This is a genomic window from Flavobacteriales bacterium (assembly GCA_025210805.1).
In the GTDB taxonomy this organism is placed as follows: Bacteria; Bacteroidota; Bacteroidia; order Flavobacteriales; family CAJXXR01; genus JAOAQX01.
In genome coordinates, this window is the sequence record JAOAQX010000005.1 from 1 (window position 1) to 19168 (window position 19168).

A 19168-nucleotide genomic window follows, 5' to 3' on the forward strand; every position below is an offset into this window, starting at 1 on the left:
CCACTAGCGCAGATGGTACTACGTAAGTGGGAGAGTATGTCGCCGCCATTCTTACAAAAAGAAACCCTTTCTAGAAATAGAAAGGGTTTTTTTGTGCCTTTTTTTGGGGGAAGTAGTGGGTTTTTGATAGAACAAAAATGCATTTCGAAGAATATTTTTTCAATGGAAAGATAATAGAGCAATTAAAGAAGAGTTTATTTTCTTAAAGAAATCGAATACAATAATCATAGAATTAGATAATATGGTCTTAAAAAAGGATCTATATACTAGAGAAAACTTGAAATACAAAGTTCTTAAAATCAGACTTTATCACTAGATAAAGTGGAATACAAATTAATACTTAAGGAAACCGATTTTCAATAAATAGAGCAACAATAATGGTTTATTTTTTTAAAAAGGTAATTGCATGAAATTAAGTAATTTATATTAGTCTTAATTTTATATATTAGTAAATGAATTTAGTCATATAAAAAAAAGTTCACGAGCGACATATGTATATCGAAATTTCACAGTTTTGAATACCCTATTACGCCTAGCTTAAATCAATGTAACTAATAAAAACATGAATATGTACAAAACAATTCTGAGTATAATTGCTATTGGTTTAATAGTCTTTTTACCACACGCTGAACTCATTCCATTTTTTGGGTACAGTATCCCTATTCTATTTTTCGTTTGGTTCGTTTTAAAATATTCCCAAGAGACTTTTTCAAATATAGGATTTAGTCTTAAACTGTTTAAATCAAATTCAATTTTAATTGGAGGACTTGTTGCTGTTCTGATATTGACATTTATGCAGTTAATTTTTCATCCTGTTTTGGAGATGTTTGTGTCACTGGAATACAATGATGCAGGGCTAAATGATACGATTCAAGGTGGGAAATTAGAATTCTTTATTATGGTTGTTATGGGATGGCTGATTGGGGGATTTTATGAAGAAATTGTTTTTCATGGATTCATTTTTACACGTTTGGAAAAGCTGTTTAAAGGGAAATATTCCTCCTATTTAAGTTTTGTCATAACCAGTGTTATTTTTGGTGTTTATCATATCCAGCTTGGTGCTTCGGGTCTTATTAATGCACTTGTAGTAGGAGCTGTATATTTGGCTCTTTTCTTATATTTTAAAAGAAATCTTTGGTATTCAATAATTTGCCATGGTTTTTATAATACTATGGTAATGACCTTGATTTATTATGATTACCTATAAGTAAAAAGCTAAATAACGAGTGTTTGATAAAAGGAATGTATGAACTATGATCATTTCTTACTTTCGATAAAAACAAATTAAAATGAAAAGTTCTGTTTTATATACGATTATAATTGTGTTTACAAGTGTGCTTAATACGAATGCTCAGGATCAAATGGGAGAATTATTTGATTTTACTGGGGTTCCTATGAATGGTTATTTCGACCCCATTTCCTATGCTCCTCAGAATCTAATCCTATTTTCTCCTCCCGAAGAGATGTTTAGAAAGGGGTATTATTATCAATCTAATGGAAAGAAAGTAGAGGGTTATTTTATAAGAAAGAAGAAAAAATTTGTTTATACCGAATTACTAGGTAACGATCAATTTGCTGTGAAATTTAAGGCGAAAAAAATTAAAAACTTTGTGATTGGGATCGATTCTTTTTTTGCCATTAATAATTACGAAAATAATTCCAGAATCGTCAAATCATCTTGTTTTGTAGAATTGATTTCAGAGGTTAATGGAGATCAATTTGTCAGATTTCCTATTACGAATAATACGGTGTTTAAATATTCCTATCTGGCTAAAAAGAAAGATGAAACAGTGTATTATCAGTTAAATAGTTTTTTGGAGGATAAAGAAATAGCGAAAAAGTTTTTTGGTCAAAACCAACAGCTTACACAAGAAATATTCGATGAAGAATATGAATCTAAAGATTTGTATAAGATTATAAAGAAGTTTACTTATCTCCATAAGGCTAAAAATGGAATTCCCATTTATTTTAATGAATTTTGGAAGGAGGTAAATAGTCCACATTTGGCAAAATACCAAGGATATTTAAAAGAGAATAATCAAGACAAATGGGTGATTGATTTTTATGAGAACGAAGAAAAATTATACCGTGCTACGTTCTTGAAGCAAATACCTTTAGTAAAAGATGGAACGTTTGAGGCTTATTACGCAGAAGGGTCACTAAAAAAAACAATTGAATATGAAGATAATATTCCTAGTGTTGTAAAAACGTATTTTAGGAATGGCGATTTGCAAAATGAATTCCATCTTTTATTACATGAGAAAGAGGATAAGAAGTTTAAGCTCTTTAAGAATAATGAGCATGCACATTCTGTAAAGAAGAATGTTACCAAAGAATGGTATTCTTATACGCACTTTATGAGAAATGGTCTGCCTATAGATTCACTTACAAAGAAACTTACCTTTAAGGATAATAGAGGTGTTGAAAATATTTTTCATTTTGAAAACAGAATATTAAAGAAGGCTTTTTTTATTGAAAACGGACAAAATATTTATCATTTTACCAATAGTGAGTTTCCTTTTGATGCTTCAAAATTACAAGCCCGCATGGCTCTTTTTATGGAAAAGAATTATGATCCAGAAACGATTAATACTTCGGTTTCTGGAGTGTATTTGGTTCATGTTATTCTTGGGAAGGATGGAAGAGTAAAAAAGGCAAAACGCCTTAATAATCTTGAAAAAACCAATGATATTCTCATCCAAAAATTTGTTGATAATTACCTATTACGTCTCCAAAAACAAAAGGGATTAAAGCTTGAAACGTTAACAATTGAAGGGAATCCTGAGCAATTTAGTTTCGTAATCCCTATTGAAATACTTACTCAAAAAGGACTTAGTAATGATTTAAGCCCCCTTATGAACTATGATCATCTATTTATGCATAATAATTTTATAACTCCTAGTTTACCTGTGGGTTTCTAGAATAAAAGAAAAAAGCTTGAAAGGTTTTCATTCTAGAAAGTATGGTGATTCATCGATAGTTCCTACCGTAAACCATTGATTTAATTTAATTTTAAGGTATAAAATTCAAAACCGGTATGAAAGCTATTTATTTTTTCAGTCTTTTGATGTCTATTAATTCAATGGCACAGTTTGGTGATCGTCATATTGTCGATATTCACTCTCGGGGAGCAACAGACATTGTGTATATGGATGCCAATAGCGATGATCTTAAAGATATTATCGTATCTCAAGTGTTTAACCCTTTTAATAAAGTGGTTTACTATCCAAGGATTTCTGATACAACTTTTGGACTCCCAGTTATGATTGACTCTTTGGTGTATCCTCAAAATTTGGCGGTAGGAAAATTTGATGCCGATGATCAAATGGATATTGTTTCCTGTTCAGAATATGAGAAAATTATCAGAGTGTATTATCAACAAGCTAATGGAAATTATCAAAAACAAACATTAGACACACTTTCTGGAATTAAAAAAATATATGCCCATAAAATTAGCGGAATAGCTAACGACGAAATAATCGCTTTAAGTGCTGATGAAATCAGAATCTATAATAATCTTAGTCAAACGCTAAGCATTGATACCTTAAAACACACTCAGCTGCAAGATATGAACTGTATGGCTTTTGATGATTATGATGCTGATGGAGATATCGATTTCATAATTGCAGGGAAAAAAATCATGATTTTTGAAAACCAATCAGGGAGTTTTCAATGGGACAGCCTCGCTACAGCAAATATCACAATTCATTCAGAAATAATGGCTGATATTGCCCTAATGGATTATAATAAAGATGGAAATCAAGATTTAATATTTACGCAAAACGAAAATGGAGCTTTGGTATATGCTCTAAATGATGGACAAGGAAATTTTTCTAATCAGCAAGTGGTTAAAACAGGTTTTGGAAGTATTCATGATATTCAAATAGGCGATATTGATACCAATGGTTTTGAGGATATTGCTCTTGTGGATATTGGTGTAAGTAAATTGGAGTGGATTCAATTCTCAAACCAGGGAACAGGAATAAAACAACATATTTTTACTGAAGAATTACCCAAAACCCGTGTACTAGAATTGGCTGATATCAATGGTGATTCTCAGCTCGATATTATTGCAGCAGATATTCTCTCTTTCCATCTGTATGGAAACGAAATAGGAATTGTGGATAACTATGTTGATAATTTTAATATTCGGTATCATTCTTTCTCTGAAATTTCTATTGAAGGAGTTGAAGGGATTGAATTTGAAGTGTTTGATATTAATGGAAAGTTATTAACAAGGAAAAGGACTTATCAACAATTTTCTATTGAAAACTATAGAAATCAGATAGTTTTTCTAGCTTTTTCTAATGGTAGTTATAAAAAACTTTTGATTCGCTAATGTTCCTTTTATTCACTGAAATAACTTCTGAAATAAAACTTGTGTAAATAATTAGAGTCAGTTTGAAAAATTAATTTTTCAAAAAAAAAAGGTAAACAAATGCAATATTGTTTACCTTTTAAAAGTACCGAGAGGCGGGCTCGAACCGCCGACCTCATGAGTATGAATCATGCGCTCTAACCAACTGAGCTACCTCGGCTTCTCATTTTGTGGGAGCAAATATAAGATAATATTTCCCGTAGCAAAAGGGTTTTGGTATTTTTTTATCAAATAAATTTGCGTTACAAAATGGGTGTTTTGATTCTTAATTATTTACAGATTTTCTACGGCCAATTTCTTTTTGAATCAACATGAGTTCTCTACCTGTTTGTCCGCTAATAGAGGTGTTTTCTTCGGCTCTACGAATCAAATAAGGCATCACATCGGCTACAGGACCAAAAGGAACGTATTTTACGACATTATAACCTGCCTTGGCAAGATTAAAGCTGATATTATCACTCATTCCCAAGAGTTGGGCTCCATATACTTTAGGATTGGTTTTATCTATTTGATGCTTATCCATCATTTGTGTCATATACAAAGAGCTGTATTCATTATGTGTTCCTGCACAAAGATTAATCCCATGGTAATTTTCAATGCAATACTGAATGGCTAAATTATAATCTCTATCTGTAGCTTCTTTATCAGGTTGGATAGGAGAGGGGTATCCTTTTTCTGCGGCTCTTTCTCTTTCCTTTTCCATATAAGCACCACGCACTACTTTCATTCCAATAAAATACCCTTCATCTTGAGATTTTTGATGACATTTTTTTAGGAATTCCAAGCGGTCATGACGATACATTTGAATGGTATTGTAAATAATTGCTTGTTCTTTATTGTACTTAGCCATCATTTCATTTACAAGATCGTCTATTGCATCTTGAATCCAGCTTTCTTCGGCATCTATCATTACAGGAACGCCCACATGAAAACCTTTTTTACAAATACTGTCAACTCGGTTATAGGCTCTCTGGTATTCTTTTTTTTCTTCTTCTGTGAGTTTTTCTTTATTCTGAATTTTTTCGAGTAGTTCAAACCTAAAAACCCCTGTAACTTTAAAAACGGCAAAAGGAATATGATCTGTACCATTTGCTTTGGTAATTGTTTTCTTCACCATTTTGGAACAACGGTTGAAATCGTTTTCACCGGCTTTTCCTTCCACAGAATAATCTAAAAGGGAATGCACACCATATTGTGCAAGTTTATCCATGGTGATGGAGCATTCATCCATGCTTTCTCCACCACAAAAATGATTAAAAACGGTACTCTTAATTAATCCTTTTATGGGTAATTTTAGTTTTAAACCTGCGTTTACCATTGCCATACCTAAATTGGCTACGGTAGGACTTCCGATGGTTTTAAATAAAAATCGAGCTTTCTTAAGCTCTTTGTCTGTCTTGTGAGCAAAGGCTACTTCTGTATTATCAAATGCTATCATAACAAGGCTGTTTTATACACAGCAAATATACATTTTTCCCTCTAGTGATGAGGTAATAAAAAAGGGCATTAGAAGTGATTTTTCTAATGCCCTTTTTGAAAATAAATATTGTTAATAAACTAATTCTGTAACTGTGTTGCTAGAAGTGATTTAGTTTTAATGATTTTTCCATGGATATCATATATTTCCATAATCATTTTTCTGTTTTTTCTTTCTCCTTCTACACGAATCCTTGCATAGTTTCCTGCTGTTCCTGAGAGTTTACCCATACTCAACTCTGTAAGAGTGTAGTCATTTTCTCTTTCGTACTTAATGATTTCTGTATTTCCATGAGAATTCATAGACATGAAAACCAATCCGCTAAAGTTTCCTTTGTGAATTCTTCTCATGAGTTCGGTAAATTCTTTTTCATAACCAATGGCATTTTCATCACAATTTCCAAAGAAAGTAGAATTTGCCACAACAACTTTAAATTTGGCATTAGAGGCTGTTAAATCTCTTAATAGACGCTCCATTTGTTTTTCTCCAAACTTATATTCGTGTTTTTCTGTATTTCTAAATGTTTGATCATCCAATAGGAAAAGATCTACATCCTCGTAGTCATATTTTCCATAAGTTCCATAGTTTTCAAAAGTATAATTATATACTTTCTTAGGAAGGTTTGGCCACATAAGGTCAAATGCTTGCTGAGCCTCATCTTTGTTTATATAGTCTTTCCCAAAACCTGTTTTGTCGTAATCTAGAGATCCCCAAGTAGCTATTTGAGGAGTAGATTGCATGAATTCGTTCAAAAGAGGATTTTTTCTTACTTCCTTAGCGTGTTTGGTAAGTCCGTTAAAATCATATCCATGTTTTGAAGCTCCAAAATTATCTCCACCCCAAAGCATAAAGTCATTTGAGGTTCTTTGCATTTTAGCAAAAACTTGATCATTTTTAAGATCCATGAGTCCACCACCGAATAGGAAATAAACATCGGCTTGGTGTGCACGTTCCATATAGAGATTAAATTCTTCTTTTGCAAGATAATCATCTAGATAGATTTCTACATTATACTCTTCGTCTCTATTGAGGTTTTGTACATCAATTATTACAGGTACTTCATCTCCTAATAAGTACTCACTAACCGTTCTTTTCCAACGATTTTTCTGATATTTCCCTCTTTTTCCAACAGTATATTTTTCGGTATAAGTACGAGATTGGTCAAAGTTTTGAAGTTTGATTTTTACTTCTTTAGTTCCTTTTGGAACCATCATCCAAAAACGTGTGCTGTATCCGTCTATATAAGATACGAAAGGACCTGAGAGTATTTCTTTTTTCTCTGCAATGGCAGACTTGGTGATCTCTAGATCAGCCTCATCTGTATTTTGAGCCATTGTTGGGTTAGACAAAAATGCTGAAATACCTACGGTAAGTGCTAAAATATGCTTGAGTTTCATAAACAAAATTTCTACCTTTTTTATCGATTCGTAAAGATAAGAAAAAAGATCAATTAACCTAAAAAATGCAGAAAACTCAACGAATTATTGTTTTAATCTCAAATAAATTCAGAATCAAGTGCTAAAACCGATTACTAATTCCATCCTTTTTTTGATATTTATATATATGGTTATTGATACAAATTAGAATAACTATATATGATTGTTTTAACCTATTTCTTTACGTTATTTATGTTAATGTGCTAATTGAATTTTTTCCTTAGTTTCTTTTTTTGAGCCACCTTGAAGTATTTTTCTATCACAGTCATATAACCAATCACCTTTCTGTCCTGCAGATGGCACCTTGTTTAACCAACCTTGTGGTTCTGCTATTCCCTTTCCGCATTTACCTAACGTTGTAGAATTTAATGTTTCTTTATTGTCACAATTATAGTCAAAGCTCCCATCGCCTCGGTGTTTACTATACCATTCTTGATTACCTGGGAAAACGTCTTTATTTTTATCATAACAATCTTCACAATTTGTTACAAAGTTTGCTTTTGGGTTGTTAGTGTATTCAAAATTATTTTTATCTCCATAGCCATCTTTATCTTTATCAAGATAATATATATTATATCCCTTTTTTTTCATTTTAATGCTTTTGCGAATAATTTTCTTGTTGACTTTCCTATCTTTAAAACCAGCGATATATCCTTTATTAAAAGTTATCACTAAAGTTTCATCATCAATAAATTTAGTGTTGGCAGATGCTGAAAACTCATGTGATATTCCATCTTGTATTTTTGTTTGAGCTGAAGTGGTAATTGATTCATTCCAAGTAAACGTTAAAGAAGCACTATCATATATAGCTATTTCTGTTACAAAAAATATTCCCTTATCAGCACCAGATTTGATATCTTCAATATCAGATAAGCTAAAGTGCCTAAATAGTTTATTAATAGCTGTATTACCATATGTTAAATATTCTTTTCTTCCTGATTCTAGTGTTAGAACTACATTTTTTAACTCTGAAATAGTTGCATCGCCTGAAACGTTTACAAAAGAAAATTTACCTTTGCCATTAAATTCATTTTGAACTTCTTTCTTCCTATTCAGCTTATATGAGGGAAGAGCAATACCTTTTTCTGTAGATAACACATCAGTATAACAATTCTCTTCTGTATTATTCTCTTGTATTAATTCAACTTTCTTAGTTTTTTTATCAATGGTTAATAAAGCTCCTAATTTATAACCTCCCTCAAGAGGAAATGATTTGTATCCTGATAATTTAGATTGTTGAGAAAATGTAATTCCTGATGTTAATATTGTAATAACCCATAGTAGAAAACACTTAATTTTAAATTGATTATAATTCATAGTTTTTAGGCTAAAATAGCTAAAAAATATAAATCCACAATCTACAAATGCCTATTTGTATCCATAGACTGGTGTAAAACACGAATAATGAGAATACAATCAGGAGTTTCTTTCAGGATAATGCGATGTTTTTGGATGGTGTAAGTTTTATATGAAACATTACCCTTTTTGAGTTTCTTGAACATAACATTTTGAATGTTATGGAAAGATTGACTTATTTGTTGAGCGTATTTGTCGGCTTGTCCGATTCCCCAATTTTCAAATGTGTAAAGCCAAATGTTTTTTAAATCTGCTATTGCAAGACTGGTGATTTCAACCTTTTACTTATTCATTTGTTTAGCGTATCATGTCTTAATTCTTTAAAAAAGACATCAATATCAAAATCTTTAACAATTCCGCTTTCTTCCCCTAGTTTTACGGCTTCCCAAAAAGCTTTTTCTTTTCGTTCTTCTTCTCGTAATTCAGAAAGTTTATTAAAAATAATAAGTTGGTTCTCTTGAGATAAAGAAGCTAAACGCTCAAAAAAATCATTTTTATCTACATTTAATGCATACATGCTTACAGTATTTAGAGTTTTCATAGTGCGTTGTTGTTTAGTATCACTATGATACTGTCAAAATTACGGAAAATTCACTAATTTTTTCATATTGAACAAGTAATGGTATTATTTGCATAAAAAAAGCTCACTAAAAAGTGAGCTTATAATTTTTGACATCAGGAAAAGATTATCCAAAAAGAAGCACGGTAGCATAAGCTGAAACGCCTTCTTTTCTTCCTTCAAATCCTAGTTTTTCTGTTGTTGTTGCTTTTACAGAAACATCTCGGAGTGGTATGGAAAGTATTTCTGAGATTATTTTACGCATTTCTGGAATATAGGGCTTTATTTTCGGACTTTGTAAAGCCACAGTCGCATCTATATTTCCTATTTCGAAATCTTCTTCTTTTAGTAATTTTGCTACGTCTTTTAAGAGAATTTTACTGTCAATCCCTTTGTATGCAGGATCTGTATCAGGAAAATGTGTTCCAATATCTCCTAAAGCTGCAGCACCTAATAATGCGTCACAAATGGTATGGAGTAGGACATCTGCGTCTGAATGACCTACAGCTCCTTTGTCATGATCTATTTTTAAACCTCCAAGCCAAAAGTCATAACCCTCTGCAAGCTGGTGAACATCATAACCAAAACCTACTCTCATTTTTGCTTTTTTTTCACTCATACCTGTTTAGACTATTTTTTGTCTTTTTTATCCTTCTTATCATCTTTTTTCTTGTTGTCTTTCTTCTGATTTTTTTCTTTCAGAGAAGAACCTTTTCGAGAGTTCTGTTCTTCTTCAGAAGGAGCGTTTGACATAAAGGCATCTATGTCTATTCCAAGTGAGAAACGAAGGGTACTTTTTAGTGGGTGTTGGTTATTGGTTAAGGTAAACAAATAAGCCATGTCTAAGCTTGCTTTTTGAAGTTTGATTCCTAAACCTGCACTCATATATTGACGATTACCTTTTATTGGGTCTTCGTAGAAATAACCTGCTCTAAATGCAAATTGGTTGTTATACCAATATTCCATTCCAATACTAAAATTGATTTCTTGGAATTCATTTTCACCTTCTGGCGAGTCATTAAATGAGCGGAAGATTCCGTCTACAACAGATAATTGACGAATTTCTTCGTTCTTTTTTGTATCAAACTGCGGGGTTGGTACTAAAAGTTTTGTCATTTCTCCACTTATAGAGAATCGGTTGAATTTATCAATATCCATGTGTAATCCTGCTCCTAATCTCATAAGTGCTGGCATGAATTCACTTTGAGCATCATCATCCGTATATTTTATTTTCCCTCCTAAGTTGGAAATATTCAATCCTGCTGTAACAACACCATCTTTTCCTGCTAAGTCAATTTTTTTAGATTTATAGAAAAATCCGATATCAGCAGAAAGAGAATTTGCAGGAACATAAATTGTCCCATCAAGAGAACTATTTGCTCCAGAGGCAAGGTCAGACCTTAAATATCTTAATACCACACCGGCTGAAAAACGACGTGAAAGCTGCAATCCATATCCTACATCCAGAGCCAATTCTGCTGGGTAAAACTGTGTTGGAGCATCATCTTGGTGTTGTCTGAAATTTACTTCTCCTAAAGAAAAATATTTAAAGCTAAAGTTTAGTGTAGAACGATTATCAGGCTTATAAAAAAAGTCAATATTTGAGATAAATACATCATTAACCAATTGAGAAAGCCAAGGTGAATAACTTACCGAAGCTCCCATTTTCTTTTTGAGGAAAGCAGATTTTGCAACATTCCAATACATACTATTTGCATCTGGCAAGGTAGCAACTCCTTGGTCTCCCATAGACGCTCCACGGGCATCAGGAGAGATTAATAAATAAGGAACAGCAGTAGAAACTACATTTACTTTATCTTGGGCAAATGCTGTGGTGCTTGTAAGTAAAGCTGCCACGGCTATATTTTTAATGATTTTTTTCATTGGTCTTTTCTAATTTACTTTAAAGTAACGCGCAAATTTATGTTTTATTTTTACGATTTTTACTTTTTTGTTTTATAATAGGAAATCTTGATTTCAGTTTGATCTCAAATAAAATCCTCAAGAAGGATTAGAAATCAGTATTTACTCATCTGTTTTGAAATTTATATCAAATACAAATATAAGCTTTTACTGATAAGCTTTTCCTTTTTTCGACTAACGAACTAATACCAATCTTTCTGTTTTGTATTCACTTATCCCAGATTTGGAGCTTTGAATACTCAGGCGATAAAGATACATTCCACTACCCAATTCTACTCCAGACGAGGTGGTTCCGTTCCAAGAAAACTCTTGATTGAGTACGGCAGGCGCATCACTAATGTCTTTTGAAAATTCGGCGACTCGTCTTCCCTGTAAATCATAGATAGATAAGTTTACCTGAATATCTTGCCCGTACAAATTGTGCTGAAAACTAAAATGAGTGTTTCCTTGCATAGGGTTGGGATAATTAAAGAGATCTGTAATAATAGATGTGGCATCGTCCACTACTTGGAATTCAATAGTTTTTTTACTGGAGTTATTATAAGTATCCCAGGCTTTTAAAGAAAGTGTATGAAGTCCGTTTTCTAAATTATAAAGTGGGTAATTAACGGTTCCTGCTCTAAAATCTCCATTTGTAGCTTCATAAAAGTTATTGAGTATAATCGGTTTTGCACTTTGCTCGTCTATAATTGCAGTAATATCATGCCCAATTCCGAGTCCTACGGTATTGATTCCATTTTCATCAAAGAGTTGTGCAAATATTGCTGAATTATGAGTAACCATTCCTCCATCAATAAAGGTAGAATCATTCATAAATAAAGAAATATCGGGACCTTCATTGTCTTCGGCAGGGTTTGGATTTACGCCTCCCACATAAGCAGTGGTGTCATATCCAAAGGCTTCTTCATCTGATAATTTTGCAAATAGTTGTACTTTTCCTTTCCCCATATCAAGATTGATATCTTTTGGAACTACAAAGGATATTTTAAAATCTCCATTTTTTATTGGTGCGTTCCCTTTGAAGATGATATTTTTTTGTGTTAGGAAATTCACCGGAGGAACATTCAAATTATCATTTCTAAGGGTTTTTTCTGTCTGCCTTTTATCAAAAACAGTAATGGATGCTATTCCATTCTGAATAATTTTATTGTCATTGATATCAGTTAAAATACCTTCGAGGCTTACCTTTTCCAGTGCTTTAATTGTATCGGCAGATGCATTGCTAATATCTTGATTGTTGATTTTAGTAAGACGCATTTTATTTTTTGGAAATTTAAGTCTTACGGCTGGGTCTCCTATGAGAATAAAACGTCTTCTGTTGTGTTTGGTAGTTCCATTTTTGATTTGATAAAGCAATTCCCCTACGGTATATTGTTTTCCTACTGTAGTGTCTATTTTCCCTAAATGATTATAGAATACTCTTGATAAATTCTCGGCATCACCAATTCCTATCGCTCTTGTTGTGGTAAGTAAAGCTATGGCACCACCATTGGGGTTGAGTGCTACATATTCTCCTGCTGAAACTCTGTTTGGATCGTCATAGCGTGTAAATTCACAAGTGGTTGTTATAAAAAGAGGAAGTTCTTTTTCGTTAGTCCAGCTGTTGATATCATCAATATTCAAAATTCTTTCACTTGCCCAACCTTTTTCTCCTCCGTGTCCGTAATAGTGTACAATTAAGGCACCACCATCTACTGCTTTTTGAATTTCGTTTTCTACATCTGGATATCTTTGTCCACCTACGGAGTTGATTTGTTTATAAGCATCAGCGTAAATTTTATTGACATTGATTCCCGGATTTTTCTGTTGATATTTCTCTATTGCTTGGTCTGCTCCTAGAGCCAATAAGCGTTCCCAGTTTTCGTTTTGATCTACATCATCAGCAACAAGGGCAACTTTTGTTTGCCACTCACCTTGGTTCTCTTTAGCTTCATATCGTTTTATTTTTCGAACGGCATCTTGTGCTTCTTGTTTATTCCTTACAATTAATCGCCCTATAGGAATATCAATAAAATTATTCACTGTTGAAAGCGCTCCGCCATCATTATCATCGAGTAAAGCAAAATAATCATCAGTAGCATCGGTAACTTTCACTGTAAAATAATTTGGGTTTGATATATAAGTAGGAACAAAGTCAGACTGGAAACCATGGATGGATTTAAAGTCATAACTGGCATCTCCAAAAAATAGAATACCTTTTGGAAGTGTTTTTGAAGTTTTATTACGCACATAGAGCATGTGTATAAAGTTTCTTAAAGCAGTGGGATCTTTCGTTCCCGAAGAAAATTCATTATAAATATCAAACACATTTACGGCAACACCATTATAGTTATGTGTTTCTTTTCTATAGTTTACTAAGTCTATTGCTTGATCTTTCCAGTTAGGATGATAAATCACCACATAGTCCGTTTGTTCTATTTGGTGTAAGTTTTGGTTCGGAATTTCTTGAATAGCTTCAATAGAATAAGTATTACTATTATTGAACACTGCAAAAGATTGTAGTTTATTACTCCCAGAAAAGATTTTTTGATTCTGAATTTCTAGATCCTGAATATTGTTTTGATCACTTATTTGCCAAATCCTATAGTTATTTCCTAATACCTGATAATTTACTCCATTTGCAATTTGTCTTTGGTCTTTGTTTGAAAAAGTGAATTGCTTATTATAATACTGTAGTTGTTCTTTAAACTCTAAACTAATTTTATCTAGGTAAGCAATGGCTCCCACTTGTCCTTTTTTATCATAAGCGATATCAAAAGATAATTTATTATTGTTTAGAATAACGTTTTCTGTTTTGAAACGATAGACTCCTTCTCCACTGTCATCTAAATTTTTAGAAATACCCAAACTCATCTTAACTGCCCCATTCTCTAAGAGATCAATGGTGGTTTCCCCATTGCTTCTTGCCAGCCCGTGTAAATTTATTCGTACAGGAGTATTGGTTGTTCTATTATTATTTCCAACATCAAAACTTAGTTTTGAAACAGCTTCTAGACGTTCTCCTAGCCATTTCCTTCCCGAGTGTTTTGGGTTGTATAGTTCATTTTCATGTGCATATAAAAAATCATACTCACTGAGTGTTGTATTGCTGTTTTGAAAATTTGACTTTGGAATTCTTTTTCCATCTACTCCTTCAAATTTCAGAAAATAATACGCTGTGGTATCATAAAAGTGATTTTCGTAAGTATAATAATTACTTGTTGTATCAAATTTCCAATCATGTAAACCATTACTATAGAAAAGCACATAGTCATTTGCATCAAAACTATTGTCGTTTCCATCCACTACCTCTATCGCCATTTCTTCTAAGCCAAAAGGTAATTCTGGAGTTAGAAATTCATTGAGCATCCCTTGATGATTCCCATAAATTTTTAGTTTTTGTGGCTCAATTGTGTTTAGGTCAATTCCTGCACTCTGAAGTTTAGTTCCTGTTATTTTATATACCCCTTTTCTACTCGCAGCAATTTTATAGACAGATCCATCTTTTAGCGGACTATTATTAGGATAGTTCCAAGTAGCCACTTTTTTAGTAAAAAGACGGTTTTTTTTAAAGTGTATATGAAACTTAATTTCCGATATTTTTTGTTCTTCAAATATTCCAGGAAAACTTACAAAAAGGTACGATTGTTGATTTTGATACCCAGTTTGCCATTTTAACTTAAAATTTTCACGAGTCGAAATTAACTTCTTTTCATTTGGAAGTAAATTTTTTGTTTCTAAAATTTCGAAAGTAACATTTTCTACATTTTGCCCTTTTTTAAGCTCAATTTTATGAGTGAAGTAAGGTGTTTTTCTTAAATAATGAGAGGCATTTTTATGATAAATAACAGTGTCGTTATAGTTGTTTATATCTATAAAACCATTTGTTTGCCAATGTATTGAGAATGCACTTTCTTCTGTTTGAGCAAAAGCTAAACAAGAAAATGCTAGAAAAAAACTGAATAAAATTTTCTTTAGATACAACATAATATTTTCGCTATTTAGTCAGAAAATGTTTTTGAATAGAACAATATTAAAACTAAATATCCAATACAAAATTGTATTTCGGTAACAAAAACTTAAAAATAATTTGTATAATTGTGAAGTGAAAATAAAGAAATGATGGCAAGACAAAAGAATCTTTTTTTCCTTACCGTATTATTTTGTTATATGTTTTTTGGATCTGCTCAAGCACAAGATCCTGGTTTTTCGCAGTTTTATGCGAATCCTTTATATCTAAATCCAGCATTGGCTGGGGCGGGAGGATGTCCAAAAATTCATGTAAATGTACGAGACCAATGGCCGAGTCTCCAAGGAACTTTTATTACCAATAGTGTATCTTATGATAAACACCTTCCAGAAATTAATAGTGGATGGGGTTTTCAAGTTCTGTACGATAATGCAGGTTTAGGATTTTTAAACACGGTGAATGCAAATTTGATGTATTCTTACCAATTGAAAATTAACAAAAAGTATTATGCACTTTTTGGTGCGCGTCTTGGGATGCATTCTCGCTTCATTGACAAAAGTCAACTACTATTCCCAGATCAACTCTCTAAAAAAGGAGTGGTACTTGAAAGTAGTCAAGATTTGAATAATATCAACGATTCTAAAATCACAGAAGATATTGGTCTTGGTGGAATCTTTTATGCAGATATCTTTTTTGTAGGATACTCTGTAGATCACCTTACACAACCAATCACCTCTTTTTTAAAGGATTTTGATCAGCAAAATAAACAGTTTAATGCTTCGGGAAGATTACCGATGAAACACACTGTGCATGGAGGAGCGAATTTTTCAGTTTCTGGAAACAAAAGAAAAGGATTGATAGGAGATGGTCCATTTATGACCGCAGGTTTTGTTTATCAAAATCAAGGTGCGGCTGACCAATTTAATATCGGACTTTCCTTGACCAACAAAAGTATCTCAGGAGGATTATGGTATAGAACTACTTCAGAAAATTCTGACGCAGTAATTGCTATACTTGGTTACTCATGGAGAAACTTAAAAATAGGGTATTCTTATGATATCACCATCTCAGAACTGAACCGTTCTGGAGGGGCTCATGAACTATCTGTAAGAATTCAATTACCATGTAAGGAGAAAGTAAGAAAGATACAACCGCTTACTTGTCCGATTTTTTAAAAAAGAAAACTGCTAAAAAAAGAAATAAACCCGATATACAATGAAAAAGAACATTTTTCTAGGATTTATAGCCATTTCAGCCTCAGTATTACTTACTTCTTGTGGAGGTACTAGTAATAGTAAAGTCGTTCATTCTGCCACAGGATGGCCTGTGAATAACACCGATGCTGGAGGGTTTACTGCCAATTTGAGTACTACACAATACGTTATGCCAGGAATGGTACCTATTGAAGGAGGAACCTTTACAATGGGACAAACTACAGATGATTTCCTTGGAGATCATAATATGACACCTCGTCAAGTTTCTGTAGCTTCATTTTTTATGGATGAAACAGAAATTACGAATATTTCTTACCGTGAATATCTTTTCTGGTTGAATAGAGTTTACGGAGAGTCGTATCCAGAAGTGTATCGTAATGCTCAACCTGATGAAAACGTATGGAGAGAAAATCTTGGTTTCAATGAACCAATGATTGATAACTATCTAAATCACCCAGGGTTCAACTATTACCCAGTAGTAGGAGTTAGTTGGAAACAAGCCAATGATTATTGTAAATGGCGTACAGATCGTGTAAACGAAAGAATGCTTATTGCAGTAAAAGGTTTGAAGTGGAATAAAGATCAGTTTGATGATGATAACTTCAATACAGATGCTTACTTAAACGGAAAATACATTGGTGAGCAGGATAATGGAATCAGAGATTTCCAAAACCCTGATAACCGTGAAGGTCGTCAAGGAAAAATGTCTGATGGAGTTTTCCAACCAGGTTACCGTCTTCCAACAGAAGCTGAGTGGGAATATGCAGCACTTGGTCTTATCGGGACTTCTGTAGAAGGAAATGTAAACCAAGGACGATTCTTTGCAAGAGGAAAAAGTAGAGGTAAAGCAAAAAGACACCTAAGAGTTTCTCATGGTGAAAACAGAGGAGTATTCTTAGCAAACTTCAAAAGAGGAAAAGGAGATAATATGGGAACTGCAGGATGGTTAAACGATGCTGGTGCACGTACTTCTGAAGTGAAAACATATCCTCCAAATGATTTCGGATTATACGATATGGCAGGAAACGTGAACGAATGGGTTCTTGATGTTTACCGTAATGATAGAATGGTTCTTAATGACTTTATGCCTTTCCGTGGAAATGTTTACACAGAGCTTAAAAGAGATGAAGAAGGTTTCGTAGCTGATGTAGATTCTCTAGGTAGAATTGCAAGAGTAGAAACTTCTGATTTCGAGAATAGAACAAACTATAGTAAAGCCGATAATAGGAACTTCAAAGATGGTGATCAACAATCATCTATCTATTACGAAAGAGGGGCTTCTGAAGACGGTACTGCACTTGTTTATGATGCCAATGCAACTTTGATTAGCAATACTACAAGAGTGTATAAAGGTGGTTCTTGGAAAGATAGAGAATACTGGTTATCTCCAGCTACAAGAAGATTCTTGGATGAAAACCAAGCAGCTTCTGATATCGGATTCCGTTGTGTAATCGATAGAATGGGATCACAAGCGATTCGTTATATGAAATAATTGAACTTTCCTTAGCGAAAGAATACAAGATAAAAGCCAGACTATATTCATAGTACTGGCTTTTTTTATGAAATTTGTTTTATGAAATTACAAACACTTTATCAGTTATTCTTAAAATCCAATGGTGTATCTACAGATACCCGAACAATCACACAAGATCAAATCTATTTTGCCTTAAAAGGAGATAATTTTGATGGAAATCAATATGTGCAAAAGGCATTGGATCAAGGAGCTCTTGTAACGATAATAGATGATGAAAATGTCAAAAAAGAGCAGTTTGATAAACAGATTCAGGTAGTCTTGGTGGAAAATGTTCTCAGAACACTCCAAGACCTAGCCAGATGGCATAGAAAACAAATTGCCATTCCTATTCTTGGTATTACTGGAACAAATGGTAAAACGACTTCAAAAGAACTTTGCAAGGCTTTTTTTGAAAAGAAACTCAATGTGTATGCAACACCTGGGAATCTAAATAACCATATCGGTGTTCCATTGTGTTTGTTAGAGCTTACTTCCCAACATGATTTTGCCATTATAGAAATGGGTGCAAATCACCAAGGAGAAATTAAAGAATTGAGTGAGATTGCATTACCAGATTATGGTTTTATAACCAATATCGGTAAAGCGCATTTGGAAGGTTTTGGTTCACCCGAAATTATTCAAAAAACCAAGAAAGAACTGTTTGACTTTATTGTTGATTCAGGCGGATTTTTCTTCTATAATTGCGAAGAAGAAAAGGTAGCGGAATTCGCAAAAGAATATTACAAGAGTATTCCGTTTAGCACTGAAGAAAGCGTAGAACGAAAATTTAAAATTTTACCCAATATAATGGCAACAATCGAAATTGATGGTAAAGAAATTCCTTCTAATCTTTTTGGCGATTATAATGCAAAAAATATGGCGGCGGCTTATTTTATTGGTAATTTCTTCGATCTTGATCTCGATACTTTTGCACTAGCCATGAAGGATTATCAACCTCAAAATAACCGTTCTCAAAGTCAAAAAACCGATAAAAATCATTTAATTGTTGATGCCTATAACGCGAACCCCACGAGCATGAAGTTGGCGGTTGAAGCTTTCTTGAATTCACCAGTTACACATAAAGTTTTAATCTTAGGAGATATGTTTGAACTAGGAGAGGGATCTTCGTTTGAGCATATTAAAATTTTGAAGATACTTCAAGAAAGTATGAACTCAAATGACCAAGCGTTCTTAGTGGGAGAAGAGTTTCTGAAGGTGAAAATAGCGGCTCAGAATTTACATTTTTTTGAGTCAAGAGAATTTTTACAAGAGTTTTTAAGTACTAATTTATTGGAAAACAAAAGTATTCTTCTAAAAGGAAGCCGAGGAATAGGATTAGAAAAAATTATTGATTTACTCTAAA

General features: G+C 33.0%; 13 protein-coding genes and 1 tRNA gene. 6 read left to right on the forward strand and 8 right to left on the reverse strand.

Annotated features, from left to right (window positions below; translation table 11 throughout):
- Window positions 1-568 precede the first annotated feature (568 nt).
- The 3 genes from N4A45_01960 to N4A45_01970 all read left to right on the forward strand — a co-directional run bounded on the left by N4A45_01960 (window position 569) and on the right by N4A45_01970 (window position 4339).
- The gene (locus tag N4A45_01960; GenBank protein ID MCT4663982.1) at window positions 569-1207 is read left to right on the forward strand and encodes a CPBP family intramembrane metalloprotease; all 639 of its coding nucleotides are present in this window, start codon (window positions 569-571) and stop codon (window positions 1205-1207) included.
- Window positions 1208-1289: 82 nt separating this feature from the next.
- The gene (locus N4A45_01965; GenBank protein ID MCT4663983.1) at window positions 1290-2921 is read left to right on the forward strand and encodes a hypothetical protein; all 1632 of its coding nucleotides are present in this window, start codon (window positions 1290-1292) and stop codon (window positions 2919-2921) included.
- Window positions 2922-3037: 116 nt separating this feature from the next.
- Complete coding sequence (locus N4A45_01970; GenBank protein ID MCT4663984.1) at window positions 3038-4339, forward strand: VCBS repeat-containing protein; 1302 nt, start codon at window positions 3038-3040, stop codon at window positions 4337-4339.
- A 125-nt stretch (window positions 4340-4464) separates the two neighbouring features.
- On the opposite strand, the gene N4A45_01975 is transcribed toward N4A45_01970, so the two are convergent.
- The 8 genes from N4A45_01975 to porU all read right to left on the reverse strand — a co-directional run bounded on the left by N4A45_01975 (window position 4465) and on the right by porU (window position 15095).
- A tRNA-Met gene (locus N4A45_01975) sits at window positions 4465-4538 on the reverse strand.
- 105 nt (window positions 4539-4643) lie between these two features.
- Window positions 4644-5816: a proline dehydrogenase family protein gene (locus N4A45_01980; protein ID MCT4663985.1), complete on the reverse strand. Its 1173-nt coding sequence runs from the start codon at window positions 5814-5816 to the stop codon at window positions 4644-4646.
- A gap of 119 nt (window positions 5817-5935) precedes the next feature.
- On the reverse strand, window positions 5936-7252 hold the full coding sequence (locus N4A45_01985) for a hypothetical protein (GenBank protein ID MCT4663986.1): 1317 nt from the start codon (window positions 7250-7252) through the stop codon (window positions 5936-5938).
- Window positions 7253-7486: 234 nt separating this feature from the next.
- Entirely contained in the window at window positions 7487-8608 is a 1122-nt protein-coding gene (locus N4A45_01990; GenBank protein MCT4663987.1) for a hypothetical protein, read from the reverse strand.
- 328 nt (window positions 8609-8936) lie between these two features.
- Window positions 8937-9188, reverse strand: a complete 252-nt coding sequence (locus tag N4A45_01995; protein ID MCT4663988.1) for a type II toxin-antitoxin system ParD family antitoxin — start codon at window positions 9186-9188, stop codon at window positions 8937-8939.
- A 145-nt stretch (window positions 9189-9333) separates the two neighbouring features.
- Window positions 9334-9825 carry a 2-C-methyl-D-erythritol 2,4-cyclodiphosphate synthase gene (ispF, locus tag N4A45_02000; protein MCT4663989.1) on the reverse strand — a complete coding sequence of 164 codons (492 nt, stop codon included), beginning with the start codon at window positions 9823-9825 and terminating at the stop codon, window positions 9334-9336.
- An 11-nt stretch (window positions 9826-9836) separates the two neighbouring features.
- Window positions 9837-11090 carry a type IX secretion system outer membrane channel protein PorV gene (gene porV, locus N4A45_02005; GenBank protein ID MCT4663990.1) on the reverse strand — a complete coding sequence of 418 codons (1254 nt, stop codon included), beginning with the start codon at window positions 11088-11090 and terminating at the stop codon, window positions 9837-9839.
- 213 nt (window positions 11091-11303) lie between these two features.
- The gene (gene porU, locus N4A45_02010; GenBank protein ID MCT4663991.1) at window positions 11304-15095 is read right to left on the reverse strand and encodes a type IX secretion system sortase PorU; all 3792 of its coding nucleotides are present in this window, start codon (window positions 15093-15095) and stop codon (window positions 11304-11306) included.
- A gap of 132 nt (window positions 15096-15227) precedes the next feature.
- Here porU and N4A45_02015 point away from each other — a divergent pair, with 132 nt between their 5' ends.
- From N4A45_02015 to N4A45_02025, 3 genes are all read left to right on the forward strand, one after another.
- Window positions 15228-16253 carry a PorP/SprF family type IX secretion system membrane protein gene (locus tag N4A45_02015; protein MCT4663992.1) on the forward strand — a complete coding sequence of 342 codons (1026 nt, stop codon included), beginning with the start codon at window positions 15228-15230 and terminating at the stop codon, window positions 16251-16253.
- Between the two features lie 40 nt (window positions 16254-16293).
- Window positions 16294-17784: an SUMF1/EgtB/PvdO family nonheme iron enzyme gene (locus N4A45_02020; GenBank protein ID MCT4663993.1), complete on the forward strand. Its 1491-nt coding sequence runs from the start codon at window positions 16294-16296 to the stop codon at window positions 17782-17784.
- 81 nt (window positions 17785-17865) lie between these two features.
- Window positions 17866-19167, forward strand: a complete 1302-nt coding sequence (locus N4A45_02025) for a UDP-N-acetylmuramoyl-tripeptide--D-alanyl-D-alanine ligase (protein MCT4663994.1) — start codon at window positions 17866-17868, stop codon at window positions 19165-19167.
- The last annotated feature ends 1 nt before the right edge of the window (window position 19168 follow it).